The sequence below is a fragment of the Amycolatopsis sp. PSD-21 genome (assembly GCF_055561455.1).
On the sequence record NZ_CM145712.1, the window covers coordinates 8,643,615 to 8,664,454 of the forward strand.

Below are 20,840 nucleotides of genomic sequence, written 5' to 3' on the forward strand. Positions count from 1 at the left end.
TCACGCTGTCCTCCCGAGCCTGTCCCGCTTGACCGGATGGGCGAACTCCTCGCCCGAGGCCCAGCGGGCGACCTCGGCGACGGCGAGATCGGCCAGCCGCCGCCATTCGTTGCCCTGTGATCCGGCCAGATGCGGAGTGATCAGCACGTTCTCGATGGTCCACAAAGGATGGTCACGGGGCAGCACCTCGGGATCGGTGACGTCGAGGACGGCCCGGATCCGCCCGGTGGCGGTGACGTCGGCGAGGGCGTCCTGGTCGACGACGGCGCCGCGTGCGGTGTTGATCAGGACGGCGTCAGCGCGCATCGAGGTGAGCAGTTCCCTGCTGACCAGGCCACGGGTTTCGGGCAGGAGCGGGGTGTGCACGCTGACGACATCACCGCGTGCGAACAACTCGCCGAGCCCCACCCGCTCCACCCCGAGTTCCGCCACGTCCGCGTCGGTCACGTAGGGATCGTGCAGCAGGATCCGGAGGTCGAACGGCCGCAGCAGCTCGATCACCCGGCGCCCGATCAGCGATGCCGAGAGGATCCCCACCGTCCGGCCGAAGTTGCCGACGTCCGGCGGGGTCGAGAGCCAGTCTTCCCGGTCTCGGTTCACCCGGTAGTCGCGGGCACTCTCGAAGACACGTTTGCCGGTCAGCAGGATCATCGACACCGTGTACTCGGCCACGGGGAGCGCGTTGGCCGACGCGGCGGACGCGACCGCGATCCCCCGGTCCCAGCAGGCGCCGGTGACGTGCCCGTGCACGGAACCGGCGGTGTGGACGACGGCCCGCAGTCGCGGTGCGGCGGCCAGCGCGGCGGCGTCGAGGGGCGGGCAACCCCAGCCGGTGACCAGCAGCTCGACGTCCCTTAGCACGTCGAGCGCTTCAGGTGCGGTGAAGTCGTCGAGCACCGGATCCGCGACGAGGTCACAGACCCGGCCCAATTCGGCCAGCGGGTCCGGGGTGAGCACGGCGGACGCCGCCTCCTTGCTCATCGCCAGCGCGGCGCGCGGCAGCACGGTCACTTGACCGCCCCCGCGGTGAGCCCGGATCGCCAGAACCGTTGCAGCAGCGCGAAAGCGAGCACCAACGGAATGATCGCGAGCAGCGATCCCATAATCACCACCGGATAGTATTCGGGCGAGACCGACGCGGAACTGTTCCAGGAATAGAGCCCGAGGCTGACCGGGTACAGCTTCTGGTCCGAGAGCATCACCATCGGCAGGAAGAAGTTGTTCCAGATCGCGGTGAGCTGGAAGAGGAACACCGTGACCACCCCCGGCGCCAGCATACGCAGGACGACCTTGCGGTACATCGTCAGTTCGCCGGCGCCGTCGATCCGAGCGGCCTCCAGTACCTCGCCGGGAACGTAGCCTTGGCTGAAGATCCGGCCGAGGTACACACCGAACGGGTTGAACAGCACCGGGATGAACACCGACCAGAACGTGTTGACCAGCCCGGCCTCCGACGCCATCAGGTACAGCGGCAGCGCGAGCACTGTCTGCGGCACCATCACCGCGGCCAGCACCAGCCCGAACAGCTTTTCCTTGTGGGGGAAATCGTATTTGTCGAAGGCGTATCCGCAGGCGACGCTCACCAGCGAGCTGATCGCCGCGCCGACGACGGCATAGAGCAGGCTGTTGCCGTACCAGCGGCCGTAGATGCCGTTGTCCATCGAGAACAGCTCGCCCACGTTCCGGAAGAACGAGAACCCTCTGGCGGAGAACAGATCACTGCCGAAGAGCGAATCGCGGTCCTTCGAGGCGGCGAGGATCAGCCACAGCATCGGCAACACGGTGTACAGCACCGAGACGCCGACAACGACATTGACGACCGACCGGCCGAGCAGGCGGGGTTTCAACGCTGGAGCGGTCATCAGGCGTTCTCTCCCCGATCGCGGTTGGACCAGCGCGTCACGCCGTAGGAGAGCGCGATCGTGCAGGCCAGGAGGATCACGGACGCCGCCGCGGCCAGCCCGTAGTTGTTGCGGGTGAAGGCGGCGTCGTAGATGTACATGCTCGGCGAGAAGCGGGCGCCGACCATCGGCGTGGACTGACTGAGCAGCATCGGTTCGGTGAACAGCTGCAGGGCCCAGATCAGCGAGAACAGCACGACCATGACCACCGACGACCGGATGAGCGGTGCCTTGATGCGCACCGCCGTCCGGACCGGGCCGGCGCCGTCGACCACGGCGGCTTCGATCACCTCGCGCGGGATCGCCTGCAGCGCGGCGTAGAAGACCACCATGTTGTAGCCGAGGTTGCTCCACAGCGCGATGTTCACGATCGACGGTACGACCCCGTGCACGCCGAGGAAGTTCACCTCGATGTCGGCCTTGCCGAGCAGGTCGACCACCGGGCTGAGGCCGGGGGTGTAGAGGTAGATCCAGATCAGCGCGGCGATGATGCCGGGGATCGCGTGCGGCATGAACAGCGCGAGTTGTGCCGACGCGCGCAGCTTCGCCGCGCCGGAATCCAGCAGCAGCGCCAGCACGAGCGAGCCGACGACCAGCAGCGGGATGTAGAGCGCGCAGTACAGGACAACGACACCGAGTCCACTGAGGAACGTCGGATCGGACAGGACGGCGGCGTAGCCGCGCAGCCCGGCGAACACCGTGGCTTCCGGGCCGAAACCGAGGCCTGGCTGGTCGGCGCCGAAGAGGCTCAGCCAGACAGCGGTACCGACAGGGATCAGAAAGACCGTCACGAGCAGGGCGAAGAACGGCGTCATCAGCACACCGGCGGCGAAGTTCTCACGGCGCCGGGACTTCACCCGGGGTCCAGGTCGCGCGGGCGGCCGCGTGACGGGCGGGGAAAGGGTCGCGGTCATCGGTGGGTCACCACCTTTCTCGTCGCGGCGGTTCAGGAACTGTGTTCGGTGGTGGCAAGGCCGAGTGCGGCGAGATCCGGCATCGTGCCGCTGTGCGCCTCGCGGACGGCGTCGAGGATCGACCCGTCACCGCCGCCCGCCCGCGCGAAGCCGTCCTGCATGACGCGGTTGGTCGCGGTCATCCGCGGCCCCCAGGTCCAGCCGTCGCGGACCTTTTCGGCTTCCTCGGCGAAGAGGCTGTAGATGTCCTGGCCGCCGTAGTAGGCACGGTCGAAGGCCTGTCTGCCGACGTCGACGAGCGCCGGCGCGACCGGGTACTGGCTGCTGGCACCGCTGGAGAGCCGGGCACGCAGGGCGTCGGGATGCGAGACCTGCCATTCGATGAATTCCATGGCGGCTTCGGGATTCCGGCTGTCCTTGGTGACGGCGAACGTCGATCCGCCGTGGGTGCCGACGGCCGGGTTCGCCGGATCCCACTGCGGCAGCGGTGCGATCGCCCACTTTCCTTTTTGGCCTGGCCGCGCCTTCATCTGGGCACCGGCATCCCAGGCGCCGCTGAGCTTGGTGAGCACCAGGTTCTGGCTGAGCTGGGCGTCGTACTGCCTGCCGGTGGCGGCGTTGACGAACAGATCGCCGTCGTCGATCAGGCGCTGCCAGTAGCCCGCCACCTCGCGGGTCGGGGCGTCGGCGATGGAGACGTTCCACGCGCCGCCGCGGGTGTCGAACCACTGGGCACCCGCCTGCCAGGAGAACGCGGCGAACTGCGGCGCGCCATCTGTGGCGAACACGCCCAGCCTGGCGTTGGGGAGCTTCTCGCGGACCTTGCGGCTCACTTCGGCGTAGTCGTCCCAAGTCCGCGGGACCGCGAAGCCGAACTTGTCGAACAAGTCCTTGCGGTAGTGCAGGACCATCGGCTCGATATCGAGCGGAACGGTGTAGACCCGGCCCGCGAACGTGGTCAGCCCCAGCGCCTGCGGCAGCAGTTTCGCGCGTACGGAATCGCTGATGAGGTCGGTGATGTCCCTTGCCACCCCGTCGATCGCGTACCCGGGCACCTGCGGGTATTCGATCGTGGCGACGTCGGGCGAATTGCCCGCGCGGGCCGCGTTGCTCAGCTTCGCGTAGCCGCCGAAGTCGCCGGACGGGATCTGCTGGAAGACCACCCGGATCCGGTTCTGTGACTTGTTGAACGCGTCGACGACCTGCTGGCTGCCTCGCAACGCGGACCAGAAGACGATGCTGACCGGCCCTCCCGGAGCCGTCTTGGGCGCCGTTGTCGACGTGCAGGCGCCGAGCGCCGTTCCCAGTGGGATGGCCAGACTCGCGGCGAGAACAGACCGTCGGCTCGGTCGACCAGGCATCGATGCCTCCTGCGATTCGGATATCGCATTCTGATCACCTGAGCGTTTTACGGTCAATAGTTTCGCTTAACACGGTCAAACGATCAGATGGCTCGGGTCGAGCCTCTGATCTTCAGTTCCGGCATCAGCTGGACGCGCCGCGGAGGGCCTCCACCAGCCATCCTGCGCAGCAACTGCTCGGCCGCCACGCGCCCCACCTCGGCCTTCGGGGGTGCGATGGCGGTGAGCGGTGTGCTGCCGAGTGCCGCGACGACGTCGTCGTAAGCCACCACCGAGCAGTCACGCGGCACCTGGAATCCAGCCTCGGCCAGCCGCTCGACCAGCATCAGCGCGTCAACGTCACCATGTAGGACGGCGCCGGTGAAGCCGCGCCCGCCGACGAGGTCCGCGAGCTCCGTCTCGGTCAGCGGTGGCATGTCCTGATCGGGGCCGGCGTCCGGCGCGCTGAGGATCACGGCCGTCTCCTCGATCTCCGTCCGGGCCGAAGCGATCTCGGCGAACGCGGCCCGTAAGGCCCGCGCGGTCGGGCTGTCGTCCCGGGCGGCGAGCACGATCCGTCTGTGCCCCAAGGAAACGAGGTGATCGACCGCGAGGTGGACGCCGTACCAGTGATCGGTGCAGACCGAATCCGTCGCGTGCAGGACACTTCCGGGACGGGGCCGGCGTTCCATGACCACGGTGGGCACCGGCATGTCGGCGATCCAGCCGTAGCCCGCCTCTTCCGCCTCGGCCGTCCGCCAGCGGGGCGCGATCAGCAAGCCGCGAACGTCGTCCGTCAGCACACGTTCGACGATCGCGTGCTCGGCACTGCCCTCGACCCTGGGTGCGATGTGCAGGACCACCCGCATCCCGGACTCCTCGAGCGCGGACCTCGCGCCGTGCACGGCCTCGTTCAGGTACGCGTGCCGCTCCGGGATCACGAGTGCGACCGCGCCGCCGTCCGCCTCACGTATCGGCCGCGCCGCCTTCGGCCGGACCAGCGACTTCGCCACCCCGTGCCCGCGCCGGACCTTGCCCTCGCGCGCGAGTTCTTCGACGTCGCGGCGCACCGTGACCACGGAGACCTCGAGTTCGGCGGCAAGGTCGGTGAGCCGCGCCTCCCCGCGTGACTCGACGGCCGCCAGAATCCTCCGGCGACGGTCCCCACCCAGCTCTCGCATACGCTACCTGTTCGTTTGACCGTTTCGACAGAGGATAGCGATCAATCACAGAGCGTCAAGGCAGGGCTGTCCAGGCACGTCAAGGCCGGTGGCCCGGTCCTGGATGACGGCAGAGCGGCTGAACAGCCGGAGCGATCGCGGCCCAGGATGGACGCGCCGTCGTGTCCCGCACCGACCGCGGGAAGATCGCCACCGCGCTCGAACCGGGCTGCACCGAGGCCTCCGCCGAGGCCTCCCGCCTTTGAGCTCGACGCGTTCGTCTCCTCCGGCCTCACCCCAGAGGTCCGCGAGATCAGCTACACCAGCAGCGCGATCGCGACCACCTGAGGCGTCACGCCCCGCCCGCCGCAGTCGGATCCTCCGTGCCCGCGGTCCCATGCCGAGCCGCCGTGACGGAGGCGATGGCATCGATCTCGATCCGCATGCCCTCCACCAACAGCCCCGAGCACACGGCGGTCGATACCGGCCATGGCGGCGAGAAGTACTCCCGGCGGACGCTCTGGAACACGACGTAGTCCGCGGGATCGGCGATGTGGACGCCCAGCCGGATCACGGAAGCGAGTGACAGTCCATGTTGTGCGAGGATCACGGACAGGTTGTCCAGTACCTGGCGCGTCTGGGCAGCCATCCCACCCACGACCAAGGTCCCGGACTGGTCGAAGCCGCCTTGCCCCGAGACGAACACTAACTCGCCGACCCGCAGCGACTGGCTGTACTCGGCCCCGTCCGCCCACGGGAACGGGGCCGGGGGGATGACTACGGACGCGTCAGCTGGGGGCATCGGATCTCCTTGGGCGGTATGTCGATGGTTGTGCAGGGGAACTCAGGGGACCGGCAAGGCTCCACCGTCGGCGAGGGGCCAAACCGTGTTGGACGCACATGACGCGACCGGCCGATCGGCTGGCGGTCACCAGATCTCGCGAACCATCTTCTTGTTCACGAACTCGTCCATGCCGTACCGCCCCAGCTCCCGGCCGAAGCCCGAACGTTTGATGCCGCCGAAAGGCAGTTCGGCGCCTTCGGTACCCGCCGCATTGATGAAGACCATCCCGGCGTCGAGACGGCGAGCGACGCGTCGGCCCTGTTCGGGGTCGCGGGTGTAGACGTACGAGCCGAGACCGAAGGGGGTGTCATTGGCCAGCGCGACGGCAGCGTCCTCGGAATCGACCCGGTGGACGGCGGCGACCGGGCCGAAGAACTCCTCGCGATAGGCCAAGGACGACGACGGGATGCCGGTCAGGATGGCGGGCGGGTGGTAGGCCCCATCACGACGGCCGCGACAGGTGAGTTCGGCACCATCGTCGACAGCCTGTCGCACCTGCGCCGCGAGGCGGCGCGCAGCGGCTTCGGAGGACAGTGGTGCCACCTCCGCGGCCAGCAACTTGTCCGTGAACTTGGTCAGGAACGAGTCGTACAGTTCGTCGAGGACGATGAACCGTTTAGCGGCATTGCATGCCTGGCCGGCGTTCTCGAGACGTGCCGCCACCGCTGCGTCGACCGTCGCGTCGAGATCGTCGGTCCCGAGAAGGATGAACGGGTCCGACCCGCCGAGTTCGAGCACGACCTTCTTCAGGTTCCGTCCCGCGACTTCGGCGACGGCAGCGCCGGCCCGCTCCGACCCGGTCAGCGATACGCCGCCGACCCGCGGGTCGGCGACGATTCCGAGCGCCTGGTCGTTGGTGGCGAGGACGGTGGAGTAAGCGCCGGGCGTGGCTCCCGCCTCGGTCACCATCTCCTGGATCGCCAGTGCCGACTCCGGGCACTGCGGTGCGGGTTTCAGGATGACCGCGTTGCCCAGCGCGAGGTTGGGTGCGGCGAATCGGGCTACCTGGTAGTACGGGTAGTTCCATGGCATGATGCCCATGATCACGCCGAGAGCCTCTCGGTGGACCACGGCTGAACCGGCGGCGCCGTCGAGCAGATCGATCGGTTCGTCGGCCAGGAACTGTTCGGCGTTGTCGGCGTAGTATCGGTAGATCGCCGCCGAGAAGTCGACCTCACCCAGGGCCTGTTCTGCGGGCTTGCCCATCTCTCTGCCGATGATGGCGGCGAGTTCGTCCCGTCGTTCCAGGTGCAGTTCACCGAGCCGGGCCACGACCTCTGCTCGCCGTCCGGCATCCAGGGCAGCCCAGACCGGGAAAGCGGTATTGGCGGCACCGAGCTGGGCCTCGATATCGGCATCCGTGGGGTTTTCGAACTTGGCGATCATCTCACCGCTCGACGGATCGACCACGCTGAACTCGCTCAAGATTTCTCCTTTGGGCGACGCCGTCGTCGGCTGTCGACGATCGCAGTGAACGCCACTGCGTTCTTTCTATGTTCGCGACGCGCGGAACGGTAGATGACTGCGGTAGCGAAAACCGGCCGCGTGCCATACCCCAGTATGATTGCCTACCGTCCGGTCCATGCGGACCATGGTGTCCGACCTGCTGAGGCGCTCCGTGACCTGCAGACGGCAGAGTGAACACCTACTCTCGTATCAAAAACTCGCTCGTGGCTATCGACGACTATGAGGCGCCGCGACTGTACGGCGCCGACGGGGAGGTGACCTCATGTCGAACCTGACTGTCGGCGATCTGGTCGTTATGCGTCAGCTCTCGACCACACCGCAGGCAGGTGAGTCGGGACTGGATCGCAAGGTCGTGTGGGCACACGTGTGCGAGTTGGCGGATCCGTGGAACTGGGTCGGCGCCGACGAGCTGCTGATGACCACGGGCATCTGCATCCCGGCCTCCCCCGAGGAACAGCGGAGGCTCATCCGGCATCTGTCCGACCGGGGAGTCGCAGGGATCGCGATCGGCGATGACCTGCAGGCACCCCCGCTGCACCCCGAGATGTTCGCCGAAGCCGACGAACTCGGTTTCCCGGTTCTCACGGTCGGCCACTCCACACCGTTCTCGGCCATCGGGCGCACGGTGGCCGTCGGCGCACAGAGTGATCAGATCGCGCGAATCGCGCGATTGAGCAAACTGTACGAGGCGATTCAGTCGCCTTCCAGGCACACCACGCTGCTCGATCGAATCTCGCGAGAACTCGGAATCGAAATGCATGTCGTCGATGTCGAGATGGCGACGGAGGTTCTCGCTCGCCGCACGAATCTTCCCCAGAGCGTCCTCGATGCGGTGACAGCGGAGGTCGACGGGCGTGTGGACCGGCTACCCACCCGGTTACGGGTGGTGGTGGACGGCACGCTGGTAGCCACCGGGTTCCCGCTGTCGACCCACCGGAAATGCATGCTGATCGCCGAAGGTCCCGGAGAGGTCGACGCCGACGCCTTCGTGCTGCTCCACAGCCAAAGCCTCGTAGCCATCGAAGTGGAGCGCCACACACGGGAACGGGAGCGCCTCGACGCCGCCGAGGAGAAACTCCTTCGTCAGATCGTGGACGGCTCGATGGGGTCCGATGTGGCACAGCCGCTCCTGGCGCAGATCGGATTGGCCGACCAACAGTGGAAGGTGGTGTGCTTCGGCGCCGAGAGCTTGCGCTTCGTCCGAGCGCTCGTCGGCGATCGCTCGATCCCGAAGATGACGGTGTCGGTCGGTGAAGAGGGTTACCTGGTGCTCCCCGAGGCGGCTTTCGATTCCGTCATCGAGGCGCTTCGGCCGACCATCGACTCTATCGGGGTCTCCGCGCAGACATCGACCATCACTCGCCTCGCCGATTGTCTGCGGCAGGCCCGGTGGGCGCTCCACGCGGCGCGGGCGAGCGGCAGTGGCGTCGCGGAATACTCCTCAGCGGCGCCGCTGTTCCTGCCGCGCACGCTGAGCGAGGCTCACTTCGCCACACGTGCCGTCCTCGGTGATCTGATCGACTACGACGCCGAGAACCAGTCCAGCCTGGTGGAGACCCTCGACACCTACCTCAGTTGCGACCGGCGTTGGTCCGACACCGCGGAGAAGCTGGTGATTCATCGTCAGACTCTCGGGTACCGGCTCAAGAAAATCGAGGCGTTGACCGGCCGGAGCACGAAAAGCTCGGCGGACATCTCGACGTTCTGGAGCGCGCTCGTCGCCTATCGCATCAGTCGCCGGGTATGAGGATGAGGACCGGCATCCGAGTCAGATCTCGGCGGCCACGCGCAGGGCGTCCAGTGTCGCCTCCTCGACAGTGCGGGGCGACAGGCAATCACCGACACCGTGCACTTCGAATGCCGCCTTCGCGCGGAGTTCGGCCAAGAGCGAATCGTTCTGGGCATGGCCGAGATTGAGCACCAACCCGGAGGCATCCTCGATCAGGACCGGCTCGGAGGTCAGCGTGTTCTGCAGGTAGACGGTGTCGTCATCGGCACCGTACAGACGGGCGTTGGGCACGATCGTCACCCGCGCGCGCAACGCTGACGCGAGCATCGAGTTGCGGGTGTATTGCTGGAGGGTCTCACCGGCGCTGTAGCCGTTCACGCACAACGTGACCTTACGTCCGCCACTCCGCGCGATGAGCTCGGCGACACCGAGACCGCCCCAGTCGCAGCGCCAATCGGCGACCACTATGTGGCCCTTCGGCAAGACCGCGGCGTTGGTGGTTATGACATCCCATGCGGTGACCACTGGCATCGCGTCATCGAGCTCGAGCGTGTCCGGCCGGTACGGTGATGCGCCGGTCGCCACGATCACCACATCGGGCTGCTCCTGCACGAGCAGGTCCACATCGACGCTGACGCGCGTCTTGACGGTCACCCCGAACCTCTTGAGCTCATGCTCCAGATTGGTCGCGGCGCCACCGAACTCGGACCGGCCGGGGAGCTTCTCGGCGAGTAGCACCTGTCCACCGACTCGCCCGCCCGCCTCGTACAGCACAACGCGGTGACCTCGTTGTGCGGCGATCGATGCCGCTTTCATCCCGGCTGGACCACCGCCGACCACAATCACGTACCTGCTGGTGTCCGCGGGCTTCAACGTCCCGTAGTCGAGCTCTCGTCCGGTTTCCGGTCGTTGGATACAGGAGATCGGGTAACCGAGGTGGAAGTGGCCGATGCACGCCTGATTGCAGGCGATGCAGGCCCGGATGTCGTCGACCCGCTGGTCCTGGGACTTCTGTGGCATCTCAGGGTCACAGATCAACGCGCGCGTCATGGCGCAGGCGTCCGCGGAGCCACTGCTCAGAATCGCCTCTGCCTCGTGTGGCTGGTTGATCCGCCCTGCCACGAGAACCGGAACCGAGACGGCGGCACGGATCCGCGCGGCCGATGGCGCGGTGTATGCCGCCTCGTGACTCATCGGCGGCACGATATGTGTCGAGCCGGCCAACGTCGCCGACGTTCCCTGGGTCACGTTGAAGTAGTCGAGCCCGCCGACGGCGTCGAGGCGGCGGCAGATCTCGATCACCTCGTCCTCCGACACGCCGTCGAACGAATTGTCCGACGCGGAAATACGGACACCGACCACGAAGCCCTCGCCGACCGCGGCCCTGACCGTGGACACGACCTCACCGAGGAACCGCATCCGGTTGGTCAGATCTCCGCCATAGGCGTCGGTGCGCCGGTTGAGCGCGGGGTTGAGGAACTGGGCGGGCAGGTAGCCGTGGCTGGCGACGATCTCGACGCCGTCGAAACCTGCGCGCGCGAGACGAACCGCCCCATCGGCGTAGCCGCGGACGATCTCGTCGATCTCGTCCTGGGCGATCGCGCGGGGCATCACGTGGAATCGCTCGTTCGGGACGGCCGACGGTGCCAGCGCGACGGGCAGCGCACCGTCTGACGACTCCATGATCTCTCGCCCGGGATGGAAGATCTGCGAGATGATCTTGCATCCGTGAGCATGAACGGCATCGGCCAGTCGCGTGTACCCCGGGATGGCGCTGTCGTCGGTCACCATCAGTACGTGCGAGGTGTAACGGGCGGACTCGTGGATTCCGGCCACTTGTGTGATGATCAGTCCCACCCCACCTTCCGCGCGTGCGCGGTGGTAGGCGATCAGACGGTCGGTGACCTGTCCGTCGTGCACCATCACGGTGTCGTGCGCCGAGGAGAAGATCCGGTTCTTCAACGTCATGGACCCCAGCGACAGTGGGCTGAAGAGCGTCGGGAAGTCGGCAGGCGCCGGTGCTGTCGTCATGGGTGATCTCCTTCGTGGGCTGGGATAACGCGATCGAGGTCGATCGACGGTGAGAAGCGCGTGACTCCTGTCACGCTGAAATGTGCCGCTTCGATGACGCAGCGCGTGCGACCAGACGTTGGTGCGGCAGTCGTACTGCCGCACCAACCGGCATCGGGTCGTCGATGGCGTCCTGCCTCGCGCAGGCTGTCCTGGTGACCGGCCGGCGGTCCCACCAGTCCGTGCGCCGGGCGTGAGCCGGGTTCGTTACACCGGATCCGCGACGAGCTCGGGCGTCTCGCCGCCGATGTGAGTGTATGCGTGCGGCCGGGCGCGACGCAGGTACACCGCCAGCCCGACACCGGAGAGCGCGATAGCGGCGATTCCCAGCTGCAGGAGCGACCCGAGAACGGTGCTGCCGCCGATGAGCAGCGGGAAGTACAGCGCGACCACGCACAGCATCGACACCAGACTCAGCAATCCCAGTCCAGGCGCGATGGTCGTGGCCCACCTGCTCTCGTCATGGGCATTGCGCCGGAAATACACGATGACCGCCAGGCACGTCGCAGACATGAGCAGCAACAGCGCGTAGGCCGCGATGCCGAACATCCACGAGTAGAACTTGATGGCGTCGACCCGGGACAGGAAGGCGATCAGGATGATGGCCAGGCCGACGGCCGCGACGAGCAAGGAAGCGTTCGCCGGCGACTTGTGCTTGGGGTGGACGGCCCCGAACCTGGCGGGGAAGACTCCGTCTCGTGAGAGCGCGAAGATGTAACGGGCCAACGGATTGTGCGAGGACAGCGTCGACGCCAGGATGCTGGTCACCACCATGCAGATCATGATCTCCGCCATCACATTTCCGGTGTAGAAACGGAGCCCGGCCTCGAACAGTCCCGAGGGGTTGTCGGTCGCGGCGCCGGCCGCGTCGGCGGGACCGTAGAAAGTGACTAGCGCCCACGACGACATCACGTAGAACATGCCGATCAGGGCCACACCCAGGTACGTGGCGCGTGGAATGGTGCGCTGCGGGTCCTTGACCTCGCTCCGGTAGATGGCCGTGGCTTCGAAGCCGGTGAAACACGCGCAGGCGAACAGGACTCCGATACCGAGCGACCCGGACAGAAATGCTCCCGGCGTGAACGACTGGACCTGCCACCCGTTCGGGCCGCCGGTAGCGGCGACCGCGACGTTGAAGGTCATCACGAGGACGACTTCGATGATCATCATGATGCTGAGCACCTTCCCGGACAGTTCCACGTTGAAGTGGCCCAGGGTCGACACAATCGACCAGAGAAGGAGGCCCCAGAGGCACCACGGAACGAATTCCAATGCGCTCGTAAACGACGTGAGCAGCGTCGCGAAAGCAGTGCTGAAGAAGGCGTAGTTGCCGACCAATAGCGCCAGATAGGCGAGCATGGCGATGAAGGAGGCACCCAGACCAGCTGGACGACCGAGCCCACCGGTGATGTAGGCGTAGAACGCTCCCGTTCGCGGGAAGTTGCGGACCATCGTGGTGAACCCGACCGAGAAGAGAAGGAAGGCCAGTGTCACGAAGACGAAGACCAGCGGAGATCCCGCCCCGTTGCCCTCCGAGATCACCAGCGGCATCCAGCCGGACACCGACGCCAGTGGCGACGCCAACGCCAAGACGGTGAGGATGAGCTTGGGCGTGTTCAGCCGCCCGGACAATTTGGCGGTAGGCTGTGCCGGGCTGGTCGGCGAAACTTGGGTGAGCGTATCCGGTGTATCGGTCATGGTGTCTCCGTACAGATGTTTCAAAGGATGTGTTCGACAGAGGCGCCATCGGATGGTCGACGGTGGCCATCCCTTGGAGCGAGTACCGGTCGCTTACCCGACCGGATGAAGGCGTGCGGGATCGCAGATCGTGCGACGCGCGCACCGGGGCCACCGACTCATCGGTGATGGTCAGCGTGGTGGCGGAGTGATCTTCCGTAACCGTCAGAGGGCCTGGTGATCCATCGGGTCGGCCGGGCTGGCAGGCCGGGATTCCTGCTAGAGGTCCAGGACCAGCTTCGGGGTGAGCGCTCTGCCGACGCAAGTCATCATGCAGTCGTTCGCCGCTTTCTCGGCGTCGTCAAGGACACTGTCGCGGTGATCGGGCGTTCCGTCCAGAACGGCAACCTCGCAGGTCCCGCAAATGCCTTCTCTGCAGGAGGTCGGGATGTCGATGCCCGCGGCTTCGAGGACTTCGACGATGGACTGTTCCGGTGCCACGTACAGGGTCTGGGCCGATTGCGCGAGTTCGACTTCGAAGCCCGTGCTCGGACCGGCCGACTCCGTGGACACCGGTGTGAAGCGTTCGAAATGCAGTCGCCCTGGCGGCAATGGGGCACAGGCCTGCTGGGCGGCGTTGATCAACGGCTCTGGACCGCACACGTAGACGTGGGCATCGCCTGGCATCGCCCGTACGGCCACCGGAAGGTCCAACAGTCCGGTTTCATCCTGAGGGGCGATGGTGACCCGGTCGCCGTAACACTCCAGTTCCTTGAGAAAGGCCATACTGGCCCGGCATCGACCTCCGTAGAGCAGTCGCCAATCCGATCCGGCGGCCTCCGCGGCCGCGATCATCGGGAGGATCGGCGTGATCCCGATGCCACCCGCGATGAACAGCTGACTGGCGCCGGCCTCCATGGTGAAGTGGTTCCGGGGCCCCACCACGTCGATGACGTCACCGATGCCCAGCTGATCATGGATGTACACCGAGCCGCCGCGGCTGTCGGCGGACCGCAGCACCGCGATTCGCCATAGGCCGGCCGCGTCTGCGGGCCCGCACAGCGAATAATGGCGGATCAGGCCGGGTGCGAGATGGACCTCGATGTGAGCTCCGGCAGACCAGCTCGGCAACGGCGAACCGTCGTCGCGACCCAGGAGAACCGAGACGACGCCTTCGGCTTCCTGAGTCAGACCGACGACAGTGAGCCGGAGGTCGCTCCCGCTGTCACCCACCGCGGACACCGAACGTGATGAGCCGGCACTCCATCGATGAACACGTGACCATTGGTTACGCGGTAGCATGGCGGACGACGTCACCGATCATCTTCTGGAAGGCGGCAACCTGGCCTTCGTCCGGAACGAGGACGCCGGTGGCGACCTCACCACTGCGCATCCCGCGATGGACCGACTCGATCAGCGACAGGTCTTCTTCGCCGACTTCGTTGAAGAACTCGACCAGCTTCTGCTCCGTGTCCTCGTCGATCTCGTCTCCCATGAAGTAGTCGTAGTGGGCCAGAGTTTCGTCGGCGCTGACGGGCGTGAACGACAATGCCGCGAAGTTGCTTCCGCCAGGCCAGATCACGGTCATGAAGTTGGGCCACAGGAAGTCATTCTGGTTTACCTTGATGTCCCCCTCCATGTTGTACGGGGCGCTCTGCGGATCCTCGCGGAATCGCTCCTGGGGGAGTGTCCGTGCGGAGCATGCGGCTCCGTTCACCTCGAAGGGGTAACCAGTGGAGGTGTTCACGTCGAATGTCTTCGCATAGGCCGGATGAGCGGGAGTGCAGTGGTAGCATTCGAGGAAGTTCTCGACGGCGGTCTTCCAGTTGCCGCGGATCTCAAAGGTCTTACGCGCGCGGAACTTGAGAGTGCTCCGGTTGACGCCGGTTTCGGTGAGCACGGCTTCGAGCGGGGCGACGTAGGAGTCGAACGGCTCCACATCGTGATCCAGACTCACGAAAATCATCGATGACCACACCGCGACGGGAAGCTTCTTCAGCGGGTAGGCCGACTTGTCGAAACCATCGAACATGTCTTCGCGCGGTGCTGCGCAGAGGTTTCCGCTCAGATCATAGCTCCACGCGTGATAGGGGCAGCTGAATCGGCGGGTGTTGCCGCTCCCTGAAGCGACTTCGTGGAACCGATGCCGGCATACGTTGACGATGGCGTTGATGCCGTCGGCGGACTGGGTGACGATGATCGGGGTGTCGACGACCTTCGTCGTGAAGTAGTCGCCCTTCTTCTTCAGCGAGTCCACCGGCCCCACGTACTGCCATGTCCTGGCGAAGATGTGCTTCTTCTCGATATCGAGGATCGCCGGATCGGTGTACCACGACACCGGCAGGGTCTCGACCAGTTCGCCGGTCCGCGCCTGATCAGCGACGTTCAGCAAGGTCATGACTGTCTCCTTCAGGCTGATTTCCAGAGTGTGCTGGACAACTTGGAGGTGACAGTACGCAACGCATACCTATCGGGACCACTTATAAGTCGTAATTCGTATCTCATGCTGAGTACGCTGTACGCGACACGACTCCGATACAACACCGTTGTGTGGCGTAATGTGGACAATGAGTAGCGAGGTTTGGGCTGAGCAGGATGGCCATCCAGCACGACCTCCGGGACAGGCGCAGCTCGATGCCCTGGACCGCAAGCTCTTGAATGAACTCCAGCTGGACGGGCGACGGGCATTTCGAGACCTCGCGCGCAGCTGAACGTGGCAGAGCGGACTGTCCGGATCCAGGTGAAGCGCCTGCGTGACACTGGCGACCCGCGCATTCTCGGCTACGTCGACCTGGGGGACTGTTTCAAGATCGGTGTTTCCGGCCTGGCACGCCGGGCGTAGGTCCAGCGAGACGGGCACCGTGAGTGATGACAGCGGGCCTGGTGAGTCCACGTCAGCGTGACGAGAAGCTGGCGCGGCTGTCGCCGGAGCAGGCCGCTGCGGCGGCGATGGTGGCCGGGGCCAAGGCGCGAGGACTGGCCTTGGCCGTCCCCGACGGTCTGCTGAAGCTGTTCACCAAGCACGTGCTGGAGACGGCACTGAACGAAGAAGTGACCGAGCACCTCGGTCACGAGAACAATCAGAACGGCTCCGACCGTGATGCGAACGTTGTGCGGAGCGGAACTCGGCCGAAGACGGTGGTGTCGGACGCCGCTGGCGAAGTGCGGGTCGACGTACCTCGGGACCAGGAAAGCGCGTTGGAGCGCCAGATCGTAAAGAAGCGGCGACGTCGGCTAACGGACGCAGATCAGATCGTGCTCTCGTCGTACGCAAAAGGAATGACGACCGGAGAAGTCTCCACGCATTTTAGCGAGATCTACGGGCGTCGGTGTGCAAAGGAGACGGTCTCGCGGATCACCGACAAAATAATCGCCGAGATGCGGTAATGAGCCAACCGGCCGGTCTATGCGGCCATCGGCGTGACCGTGGGCGGGCAGAAGGATGTCCCAGGCTTGCGGATGGGCGTCGGCGACTAGGGCGCAAAGTTCTGGATGAGCGTCCTGGCCAACCTGAAGAATCGCGGCGTCCGAGACGCGCTCTTCCTCGTCTGCGATTACCTCAAAGGCCTGCCTGAAGCCGTGACGAACGCGTGGCCGCAAACCATTGTTCAGACGTGCATTGTTCATTTGATCCGCAATACGTTTCGCCTGGTTGCGCGACAGCACCGGAATTAGATCAAACGTGACATCAAGCCAATCTGCACGACACCGATTTCTGCTGCCACACTGAATGAGTCAGACGAGAAATGGGGCAATGAATATGGCGGGATGATTCGACTGTGCCACAACGCATGGTCAGAGCTCGTGCCATTACTTGACTATAATGTTGAAATCCGGCGCATGATCTTCTCGACGAACGCGATCGAATCACTGAACGCCCGCTATCGGCGGGCCACCCGCGCACGCGAGGCATTTTCCGCCGAACAGGCAGCTATGAAGTGTCCGCATCTTGTGACTCGCGGCCTGGACCCCACCGGGACCGGCCGCGCCCGATTTGCGATGCGCTGGAAGCCGGTCATCACCGCGTCGCCATCACGTTCGGCGACCGCTGGCCGGGAGCCGAAACCCGCTAACCCAACCGCCGCGAACACCGATCATGAGATAGACCCGTCTGAACAGAGGGAAGCATTTCCCCGCTTCCTTACTGTCCACTGTGGCCTGATCCGCGCCCGAGACGAGCCCGAGCTCGGTGGACACCAGGTTCCCCATGGGCGCGATCATGCGGTACTGGTCGCGCGGCCGGGACTCCGAACGTTCCGTCAACCGGTCGGAGAACCACCTGAACGACGCCTCCCGAACCAGCACCTGGTCGATGTCGTGCTCTTCGCGGGATCTCCCGTGATCGCAGGAGTTCCTCCTTCTGGGGCGGGGAGCTGGCCCCACGTCCACGACCCGAATCGCCGCAGGTGACCACGACAACGGCACCAGGGGCTCCGTCGCCGTGGCCTTGGACGCTTCGTCCGGAACCGAGAAGTCGATCTCCAGATCGCGAGCGGCGCGTTGCCCCACGAACCCGGCACAGGTGCCGGTCAGGCGGTCCTCGTCGCGCGCGACCGCAAGGCGAGAGCTTGGAAGCGTCAACTCGTCTCCGGTGGGCGGCGCCGAGCTCGACGTACGTTGACCGCCCGCTGCAGCAGCGGGCTGACACCGACGGCGAGCGCGATGATCGCCGATGCCGCGATGCCCGGCCACAGGCCGATCCGCACGAGAAGGGCGCCCACTCCGGCACCGGCCCCGATCGCGACGACGGCCACTGCCCGGCGAACCCAGGGCTGTCCGCTTCGACGCGCGATCCATGAGTCGGCCGCCAGACCGGTGACGGTGGAGGTGACGACCACCGTCGTGACGTCCTTGACGCCGATGTGACGGGCAACGCACGCCTGAAGGCCCATCGGCGCGGCTAGCATCGCGGTGAGGACGTGGCCCAGCGGACTGCCCGCCTCGACCGGCATGACCGCGAGCCCGGCGCCGGCCGCGAAGGTCAGCGCTACGACGAGGAGGAGGCCGGTGGCTCGGGGGACCCAGCCGGCCCCGGCGCCGCGCAGGACGCGGCCGCCGATCGCCGCTCCGGCCATGAACGCGGCGAGCGCGATGAGCGGGCCGAGCACCGGGAGATCGTCGGCGCTCGCGACGGCCATCCCCAAGATGACGACGTTTCCGGTCATGTTGCCGGTGAAGACCTTGTCGAGGCCGAGGTAGCCGACGGCGTCGGAGATCCCGGTCGAGAAGGTGAGGACCAGCATCGAGACCAGCGCGAAACGTGCGCTCGGCTGCGTGCTCACCGGGTCCTGGAGCTGGCGGGCTTTGATGCTGGTTCCTTCCTGTACATGCGTCGGGGATCCGGGCCGATCTCGGCCGGCTGGCCGCCGCCATGGTGCGACCACCGTTCGCCGAGGGAGATGAGCTCACGGTCGCCGGGAGTGAGAACGGGTGATGGGTTCGTCTCGGCGTCTCTCGTCGCCGGGTCGCGCCACTGGCGCGGGTCGGCGGGCGCGACAGCGCCGCGCCCGCCGACCGCGACGTCGGGATGGCAGGGTCAGTCGTCCATGGAGACCTTGTTGGTCTCCGGACCCATCCGGGCGCCGACGAAGGTCAGCACGCCGGCCACGACGAGGAGCAGTACCGGCACGTGCGAGTAGGGCATGACCTCCCCGAGCTGGAGCATGATCGCGCTGTAGAACGACGGGATCACCACGGCCAGGGTGTAGCCGATGCCGTAGCCCGAGGACCGGACGTTGGTCGGGAACCGTTCACACAGGTACGCGACGATCATCGCGTTGGGTGCGACGGTGATCACCAGGCACAGGCCGACGAGCAGGATGGTGAGCGGCAATGATCCGCCGCCGCTGACCACACTGATCATCAGCCAATAGAGGCCCGCTGAGAGCGTGACGGTGCTTACGCCGGCGATCGAGAGCATCCGCCGCCTTCCGAAGCGCTGGCCGAGCAGGCCGAACAGCGGGTAGGCGACCGCGAGGACGACGTTGGCGATGAGCAGGCCCCAAGTGACCGACTGGCCGGGCAGTTTGAAGTAGGAGATCAGCAGGGTGGGGGTGGCCGAGGTCAGGATCTGGATGCCGAACCACAGGCCGGTCATCAGAATGAACACCTGGATGAGAGCCTTGCGGTTCTCCCCGGAGAACAGGGTCTTCAGCGGCGACCCGGTGGACTTCTGTCCGGACTTGCGGGACTCCTCCCACACCGCGGACTCCTGGACCTCCTTGCGGTAGTAGAAGAAGAAGCACAGCGAGAGCACTCCGCCGATGACGAACGGGATGCGCCAGCCCCACTGCTGATACGGGCCGGTGGCGTTACTCCCGTTGAGCATCCGCATCAGGGCGAAGGTGACCAGCGAGATCGCCACGTAGGCCAGCGGGTAGGCGCCGGCGATGATCCCGCCGACCTGGCCACGCAACCGCCGCGGCGCACCCTCGATGGCGAGGGGGTTCGCGCTGGTGTATTGCCCGCCCATGAACACGCCGCCGACGAGCCGGAGCAGGGGCAGCAGGATCAGCGCCCAGACACCGGCGACAGCGTAGCCGGGCAGCGCCCCCACGAGGAACGTGGTGACGGTGACACCACCCGCGGCGATCAGGGTGGTGCGCTTGCGGCCGATCTTGTCGCCGAGGTGGCCGAAGACGAACGTACCGATCGGCCTGCCGAGGAAGGCCGCGGCGAACAGTGCGAACCCGAAGGTGGTCGCCTCGGTCGCGGACAGGTCGGCCGCCATGAAGTAGCCCAGGGCCGGGGCCAAGGCGACGATCGGCAGATAGATGTCGAAGTAGTCGACGAACAAGCCGAACCAGGCGCCCTTCGCGGCGCTCTTGGCCTGTGGGGTCATTCGCTCTGTGGCCGGGTCGGTCGTCAACGGCTCGGCGGCCGACACGCCGTCGGCGGTCTTCTTGGTACTCACCGGGCCTCATCCCTCCGGTCCGCGTCGGCGAGGCCGGACGTCGCCGGCCTGTCGTCTTGGGGATGGGGAAATATCGTAGCCATGATCGTCTCTTCTCTTCGCGCACGGGGCAGGCGCAGGCCAGCGGGAATGTCGACGTTGACAGCAGGTGACCGGGGCGCCCCTACGAAGAGTGGGAGCGGGGTGGTCGGGGCGGCCGCGGATAGAACGCCGCCCGGGCCGCCGGAGCGGTCAAGCGGCCCGGGCGGTGGTCTCAGGCCGTGATCTGGGTCGTCAGGTGCGCGTCGCGGTTCTTGAGCATTTCCGCGTCGGCGTAACCCATCAGCTCGGGGTTGCCCTTGCCGAGCATGACCTGGAAGTACACGGGCTCCAGGCTGGTGTTGTCGTAACCGTGAATCACCCCGGGCGGGCACGCCACGGTCTCCCACGGGCCGAGGGTGCGGGTGATCCGGTTACCCTCCTCGTCCTCGACGAACACCTCGAGGTGACCCTGGAGGACGAAGAACACCTCCTCCACCTCGTGCGTGTGCGGGGCGTTGCCTTGGCCCGGCGGCACAAACATGATGCTGAGCGTGAACGCCCGGGCCGGGATGATGCTGGGGTCGGTGACCTTGCCCGAGCCGCCCGCGCCGATGAACCGGTGCTGTGCGCGGCGATACCCGTCGATGCGGGCGTCGGCGAAGGCGTCCCAGTCGGCGGTCTTGTCCCGGAACCGGCCGGTGTAGGTGTCGGCGATCTCCTGGAGCGAGAGCTTCTCGACGTCCGGCGGACGCGGGTGGAATGCTTTACCCATGATTCTCCTCTGGTCGGTGTAGGGGTTGGGGT

General features: G+C 66.1%; 18 protein-coding genes and 1 pseudogene. 4 read left to right on the plus strand and 15 right to left on the minus strand.

Going from position 1 to position 20,840, the window contains the following annotated elements; all coding sequences use genetic code 11:
• The 7 genes from ACZ1DY_RS40630 to ACZ1DY_RS40660 all read right to left on the minus strand — a co-directional run bounded on the left by ACZ1DY_RS40630 (position 1) and on the right by ACZ1DY_RS40660 (position 7,569).
• Positions 1-1,011 carry a hydroxyacid dehydrogenase gene (locus ACZ1DY_RS40630; RefSeq protein ID WP_465482837.1) on the minus strand — a complete coding sequence of 337 codons (1,011 nt, stop codon included), beginning with the start codon at positions 1,009-1,011 and terminating at the stop codon, positions 1-3.
• The gene (locus tag ACZ1DY_RS40635) at positions 1,008-1,862 is read right to left on the minus strand and encodes a carbohydrate ABC transporter permease (protein WP_465482838.1); all 855 of its coding nucleotides are present in this window, start codon (positions 1,860-1,862) and stop codon (positions 1,008-1,010) included. Before ACZ1DY_RS40635 ends, ACZ1DY_RS40630 begins: the two co-directional genes overlap by 4 nt.
• Positions 1,862-2,815, minus strand: coding sequence for a carbohydrate ABC transporter permease (locus ACZ1DY_RS40640; RefSeq protein ID WP_465482839.1), 954 nt, complete (start codon positions 2,813-2,815; stop codon positions 1,862-1,864). Before ACZ1DY_RS40640 ends, ACZ1DY_RS40635 begins: the two co-directional genes overlap by 1 nt.
• 32 nt (positions 2,816-2,847) lie before the next feature.
• Complete coding sequence (locus ACZ1DY_RS40645) at positions 2,848-4,176, minus strand: ABC transporter substrate-binding protein (protein ID WP_465482840.1); 1,329 nt, start codon at positions 4,174-4,176, stop codon at positions 2,848-2,850.
• Between the two features lie 83 nt (positions 4,177-4,259).
• Entirely contained in the window at positions 4,260-5,336 is a 1,077-nt protein-coding gene (locus ACZ1DY_RS40650; RefSeq protein ID WP_465482841.1) for a substrate-binding domain-containing protein, read from the minus strand.
• 331 nt (positions 5,337-5,667) lie between these two features.
• Positions 5,668-6,117: a RidA family protein gene (locus ACZ1DY_RS40655; protein ID WP_465482842.1), complete on the minus strand. Its 450-nt coding sequence runs from the start codon at positions 6,115-6,117 to the stop codon at positions 5,668-5,670.
• A 126-nt stretch (positions 6,118-6,243) separates the two neighbouring features.
• The gene (locus ACZ1DY_RS40660) at positions 6,244-7,569 is read right to left on the minus strand and encodes an aldehyde dehydrogenase family protein (protein WP_465482843.1); all 1,326 of its coding nucleotides are present in this window, start codon (positions 7,567-7,569) and stop codon (positions 6,244-6,246) included.
• A 352-nt stretch (positions 7,570-7,921) separates the two neighbouring features.
• On the opposite strand from ACZ1DY_RS40660, the gene ACZ1DY_RS40665 reads away from it, so the two are divergent.
• Entirely contained in the window at positions 7,922-9,373 is a 1,452-nt protein-coding gene (locus tag ACZ1DY_RS40665) for a PucR family transcriptional regulator (RefSeq protein ID WP_465485780.1), read from the plus strand.
• A gap of 21 nt (positions 9,374-9,394) precedes the next feature.
• On the opposite strand, the gene ACZ1DY_RS40670 is transcribed toward ACZ1DY_RS40665, so the two are convergent.
• The 4 genes from ACZ1DY_RS40670 to ACZ1DY_RS40685 form a co-directional block, all read right to left on the minus strand.
• Complete coding sequence (locus ACZ1DY_RS40670; RefSeq protein ID WP_465482844.1) at positions 9,395-11,530, minus strand: oxidoreductase; 2,136 nt, start codon at positions 11,528-11,530, stop codon at positions 9,395-9,397.
• Between the two features lie 102 nt (positions 11,531-11,632).
• On the minus strand, positions 11,633-13,123 hold the full coding sequence (locus ACZ1DY_RS40675) for an APC family permease (RefSeq protein ID WP_465482845.1): 1,491 nt from the start codon (positions 13,121-13,123) through the stop codon (positions 11,633-11,635).
• A gap of 258 nt (positions 13,124-13,381) precedes the next feature.
• Entirely contained in the window at positions 13,382-14,335 is a 954-nt protein-coding gene (locus ACZ1DY_RS40680; protein ID WP_465482846.1) for a PDR/VanB family oxidoreductase, read from the minus strand.
• 55 nt (positions 14,336-14,390) lie between these two features.
• On the minus strand, positions 14,391-15,500 hold the full coding sequence (locus tag ACZ1DY_RS40685; protein ID WP_465482847.1) for an aromatic ring-hydroxylating oxygenase subunit alpha: 1,110 nt from the start codon (positions 15,498-15,500) through the stop codon (positions 14,391-14,393).
• Between the two features lie 169 nt (positions 15,501-15,669).
• Between ACZ1DY_RS40685 and ACZ1DY_RS40690 the strand changes: the two genes are divergently transcribed.
• The 3 genes and pseudogenes from ACZ1DY_RS40690 to ACZ1DY_RS40700 all read left to right on the plus strand — a co-directional run bounded on the left by ACZ1DY_RS40690 (position 15,670) and on the right by ACZ1DY_RS40700 (position 17,175).
• Positions 15,670-15,813, plus strand: coding sequence for an AsnC family transcriptional regulator (locus ACZ1DY_RS40690; protein WP_465482848.1), 144 nt, complete (start codon positions 15,670-15,672; stop codon positions 15,811-15,813).
• A gap of 2 nt (positions 15,814-15,815) precedes the next feature.
• Positions 15,816-15,944, plus strand: a complete 129-nt coding sequence (locus tag ACZ1DY_RS40695; RefSeq protein ID WP_465482849.1) for a hypothetical protein — start codon at positions 15,816-15,818, stop codon at positions 15,942-15,944.
• A 26-nt stretch (positions 15,945-15,970) separates the two neighbouring features.
• A pseudogene (locus tag ACZ1DY_RS40700) lies at positions 15,971-17,175 on the plus strand (IS256 family transposase).
• Here the strand turns inward: ACZ1DY_RS40700 and ACZ1DY_RS40705 are convergent.
• The 4 genes from ACZ1DY_RS40705 to ACZ1DY_RS40720 form a co-directional block, all read right to left on the minus strand.
• Positions 17,135-17,683 (minus strand): hypothetical protein, encoded by a 549-nt coding sequence (locus ACZ1DY_RS40705; protein WP_465485839.1) that lies wholly within the window; start codon positions 17,681-17,683, stop codon positions 17,135-17,137. The pseudogene ACZ1DY_RS40700 and the gene ACZ1DY_RS40705 overlap by 41 nt on opposite strands.
• A complete protein-coding gene (locus tag ACZ1DY_RS40710; protein ID WP_465482850.1) occupies positions 17,680-18,384 on the minus strand; it encodes a YoaK family protein in 705 nt (234 codons plus the stop codon). The genes ACZ1DY_RS40705 and ACZ1DY_RS40710 overlap by 4 nt, the downstream gene beginning before the upstream one ends.
• A 254-nt stretch (positions 18,385-18,638) precedes the next feature.
• Positions 18,639-20,015, minus strand: coding sequence for an MFS transporter (locus ACZ1DY_RS40715; protein WP_465482851.1), 1,377 nt, complete (start codon positions 20,013-20,015; stop codon positions 18,639-18,641).
• A gap of 253 nt (positions 20,016-20,268) precedes the next feature.
• Complete coding sequence (locus ACZ1DY_RS40720; RefSeq protein ID WP_465482852.1) at positions 20,269-20,808, minus strand: cupin domain-containing protein; 540 nt, start codon at positions 20,806-20,808, stop codon at positions 20,269-20,271.
• Positions 20,809-20,840: the final 32 nt, after the last annotated feature.

What these genes read in the sequence shown, in the direction of transcription:
- ACZ1DY_RS40640 (WP_465482839.1), bottom strand. Translation starts at nt 2,815, where the DNA reads ATGACCGCGACCCTTTCCCCGCCCGTCACGCGGCCGCCCGCGCGACCT.
- ACZ1DY_RS40690 (WP_465482848.1), top strand. Translation starts at nt 15,670, where the DNA reads ATGAGTAGCGAGGTTTGGGCTGAGCAGGATGGCCATCCAGCACGACCT.
- ACZ1DY_RS40675 (WP_465482845.1), bottom strand. Translation starts at nt 13,123, where the DNA reads ATGACCGATACACCGGATACGCTCACCCAAGTTTCGCCGACCAGCCCG.
- ACZ1DY_RS40685 (WP_465482847.1), bottom strand. Translation starts at nt 15,500, where the DNA reads ATGACCTTGCTGAACGTCGCTGATCAGGCGCGGACCGGCGAACTGGTC.
- ACZ1DY_RS40650 (WP_465482841.1), bottom strand. Translation starts at nt 5,336, where the DNA reads ATGCGAGAGCTGGGTGGGGACCGTCGCCGGAGGATTCTGGCGGCCGTC.
- ACZ1DY_RS40720 (WP_465482852.1), bottom strand. Translation starts at nt 20,808, where the DNA reads ATGGGTAAAGCATTCCACCCGCGTCCGCCGGACGTCGAGAAGCTCTCG.
- ACZ1DY_RS40655 (WP_465482842.1), bottom strand. Translation starts at nt 6,117, where the DNA reads ATGCCCCCAGCTGACGCGTCCGTAGTCATCCCCCCGGCCCCGTTCCCG.
- ACZ1DY_RS40635 (WP_465482838.1), bottom strand. Translation starts at nt 1,862, where the DNA reads ATGACCGCTCCAGCGTTGAAACCCCGCCTGCTCGGCCGGTCGGTCGTC.
- ACZ1DY_RS40665 (WP_465485780.1), top strand. Translation starts at nt 7,922, where the DNA reads ATGCGTCAGCTCTCGACCACACCGCAGGCAGGTGAGTCGGGACTGGAT.
- ACZ1DY_RS40645 (WP_465482840.1), bottom strand. Translation starts at nt 4,176, where the DNA reads ATGCCTGGTCGACCGAGCCGACGGTCTGTTCTCGCCGCGAGTCTGGCC.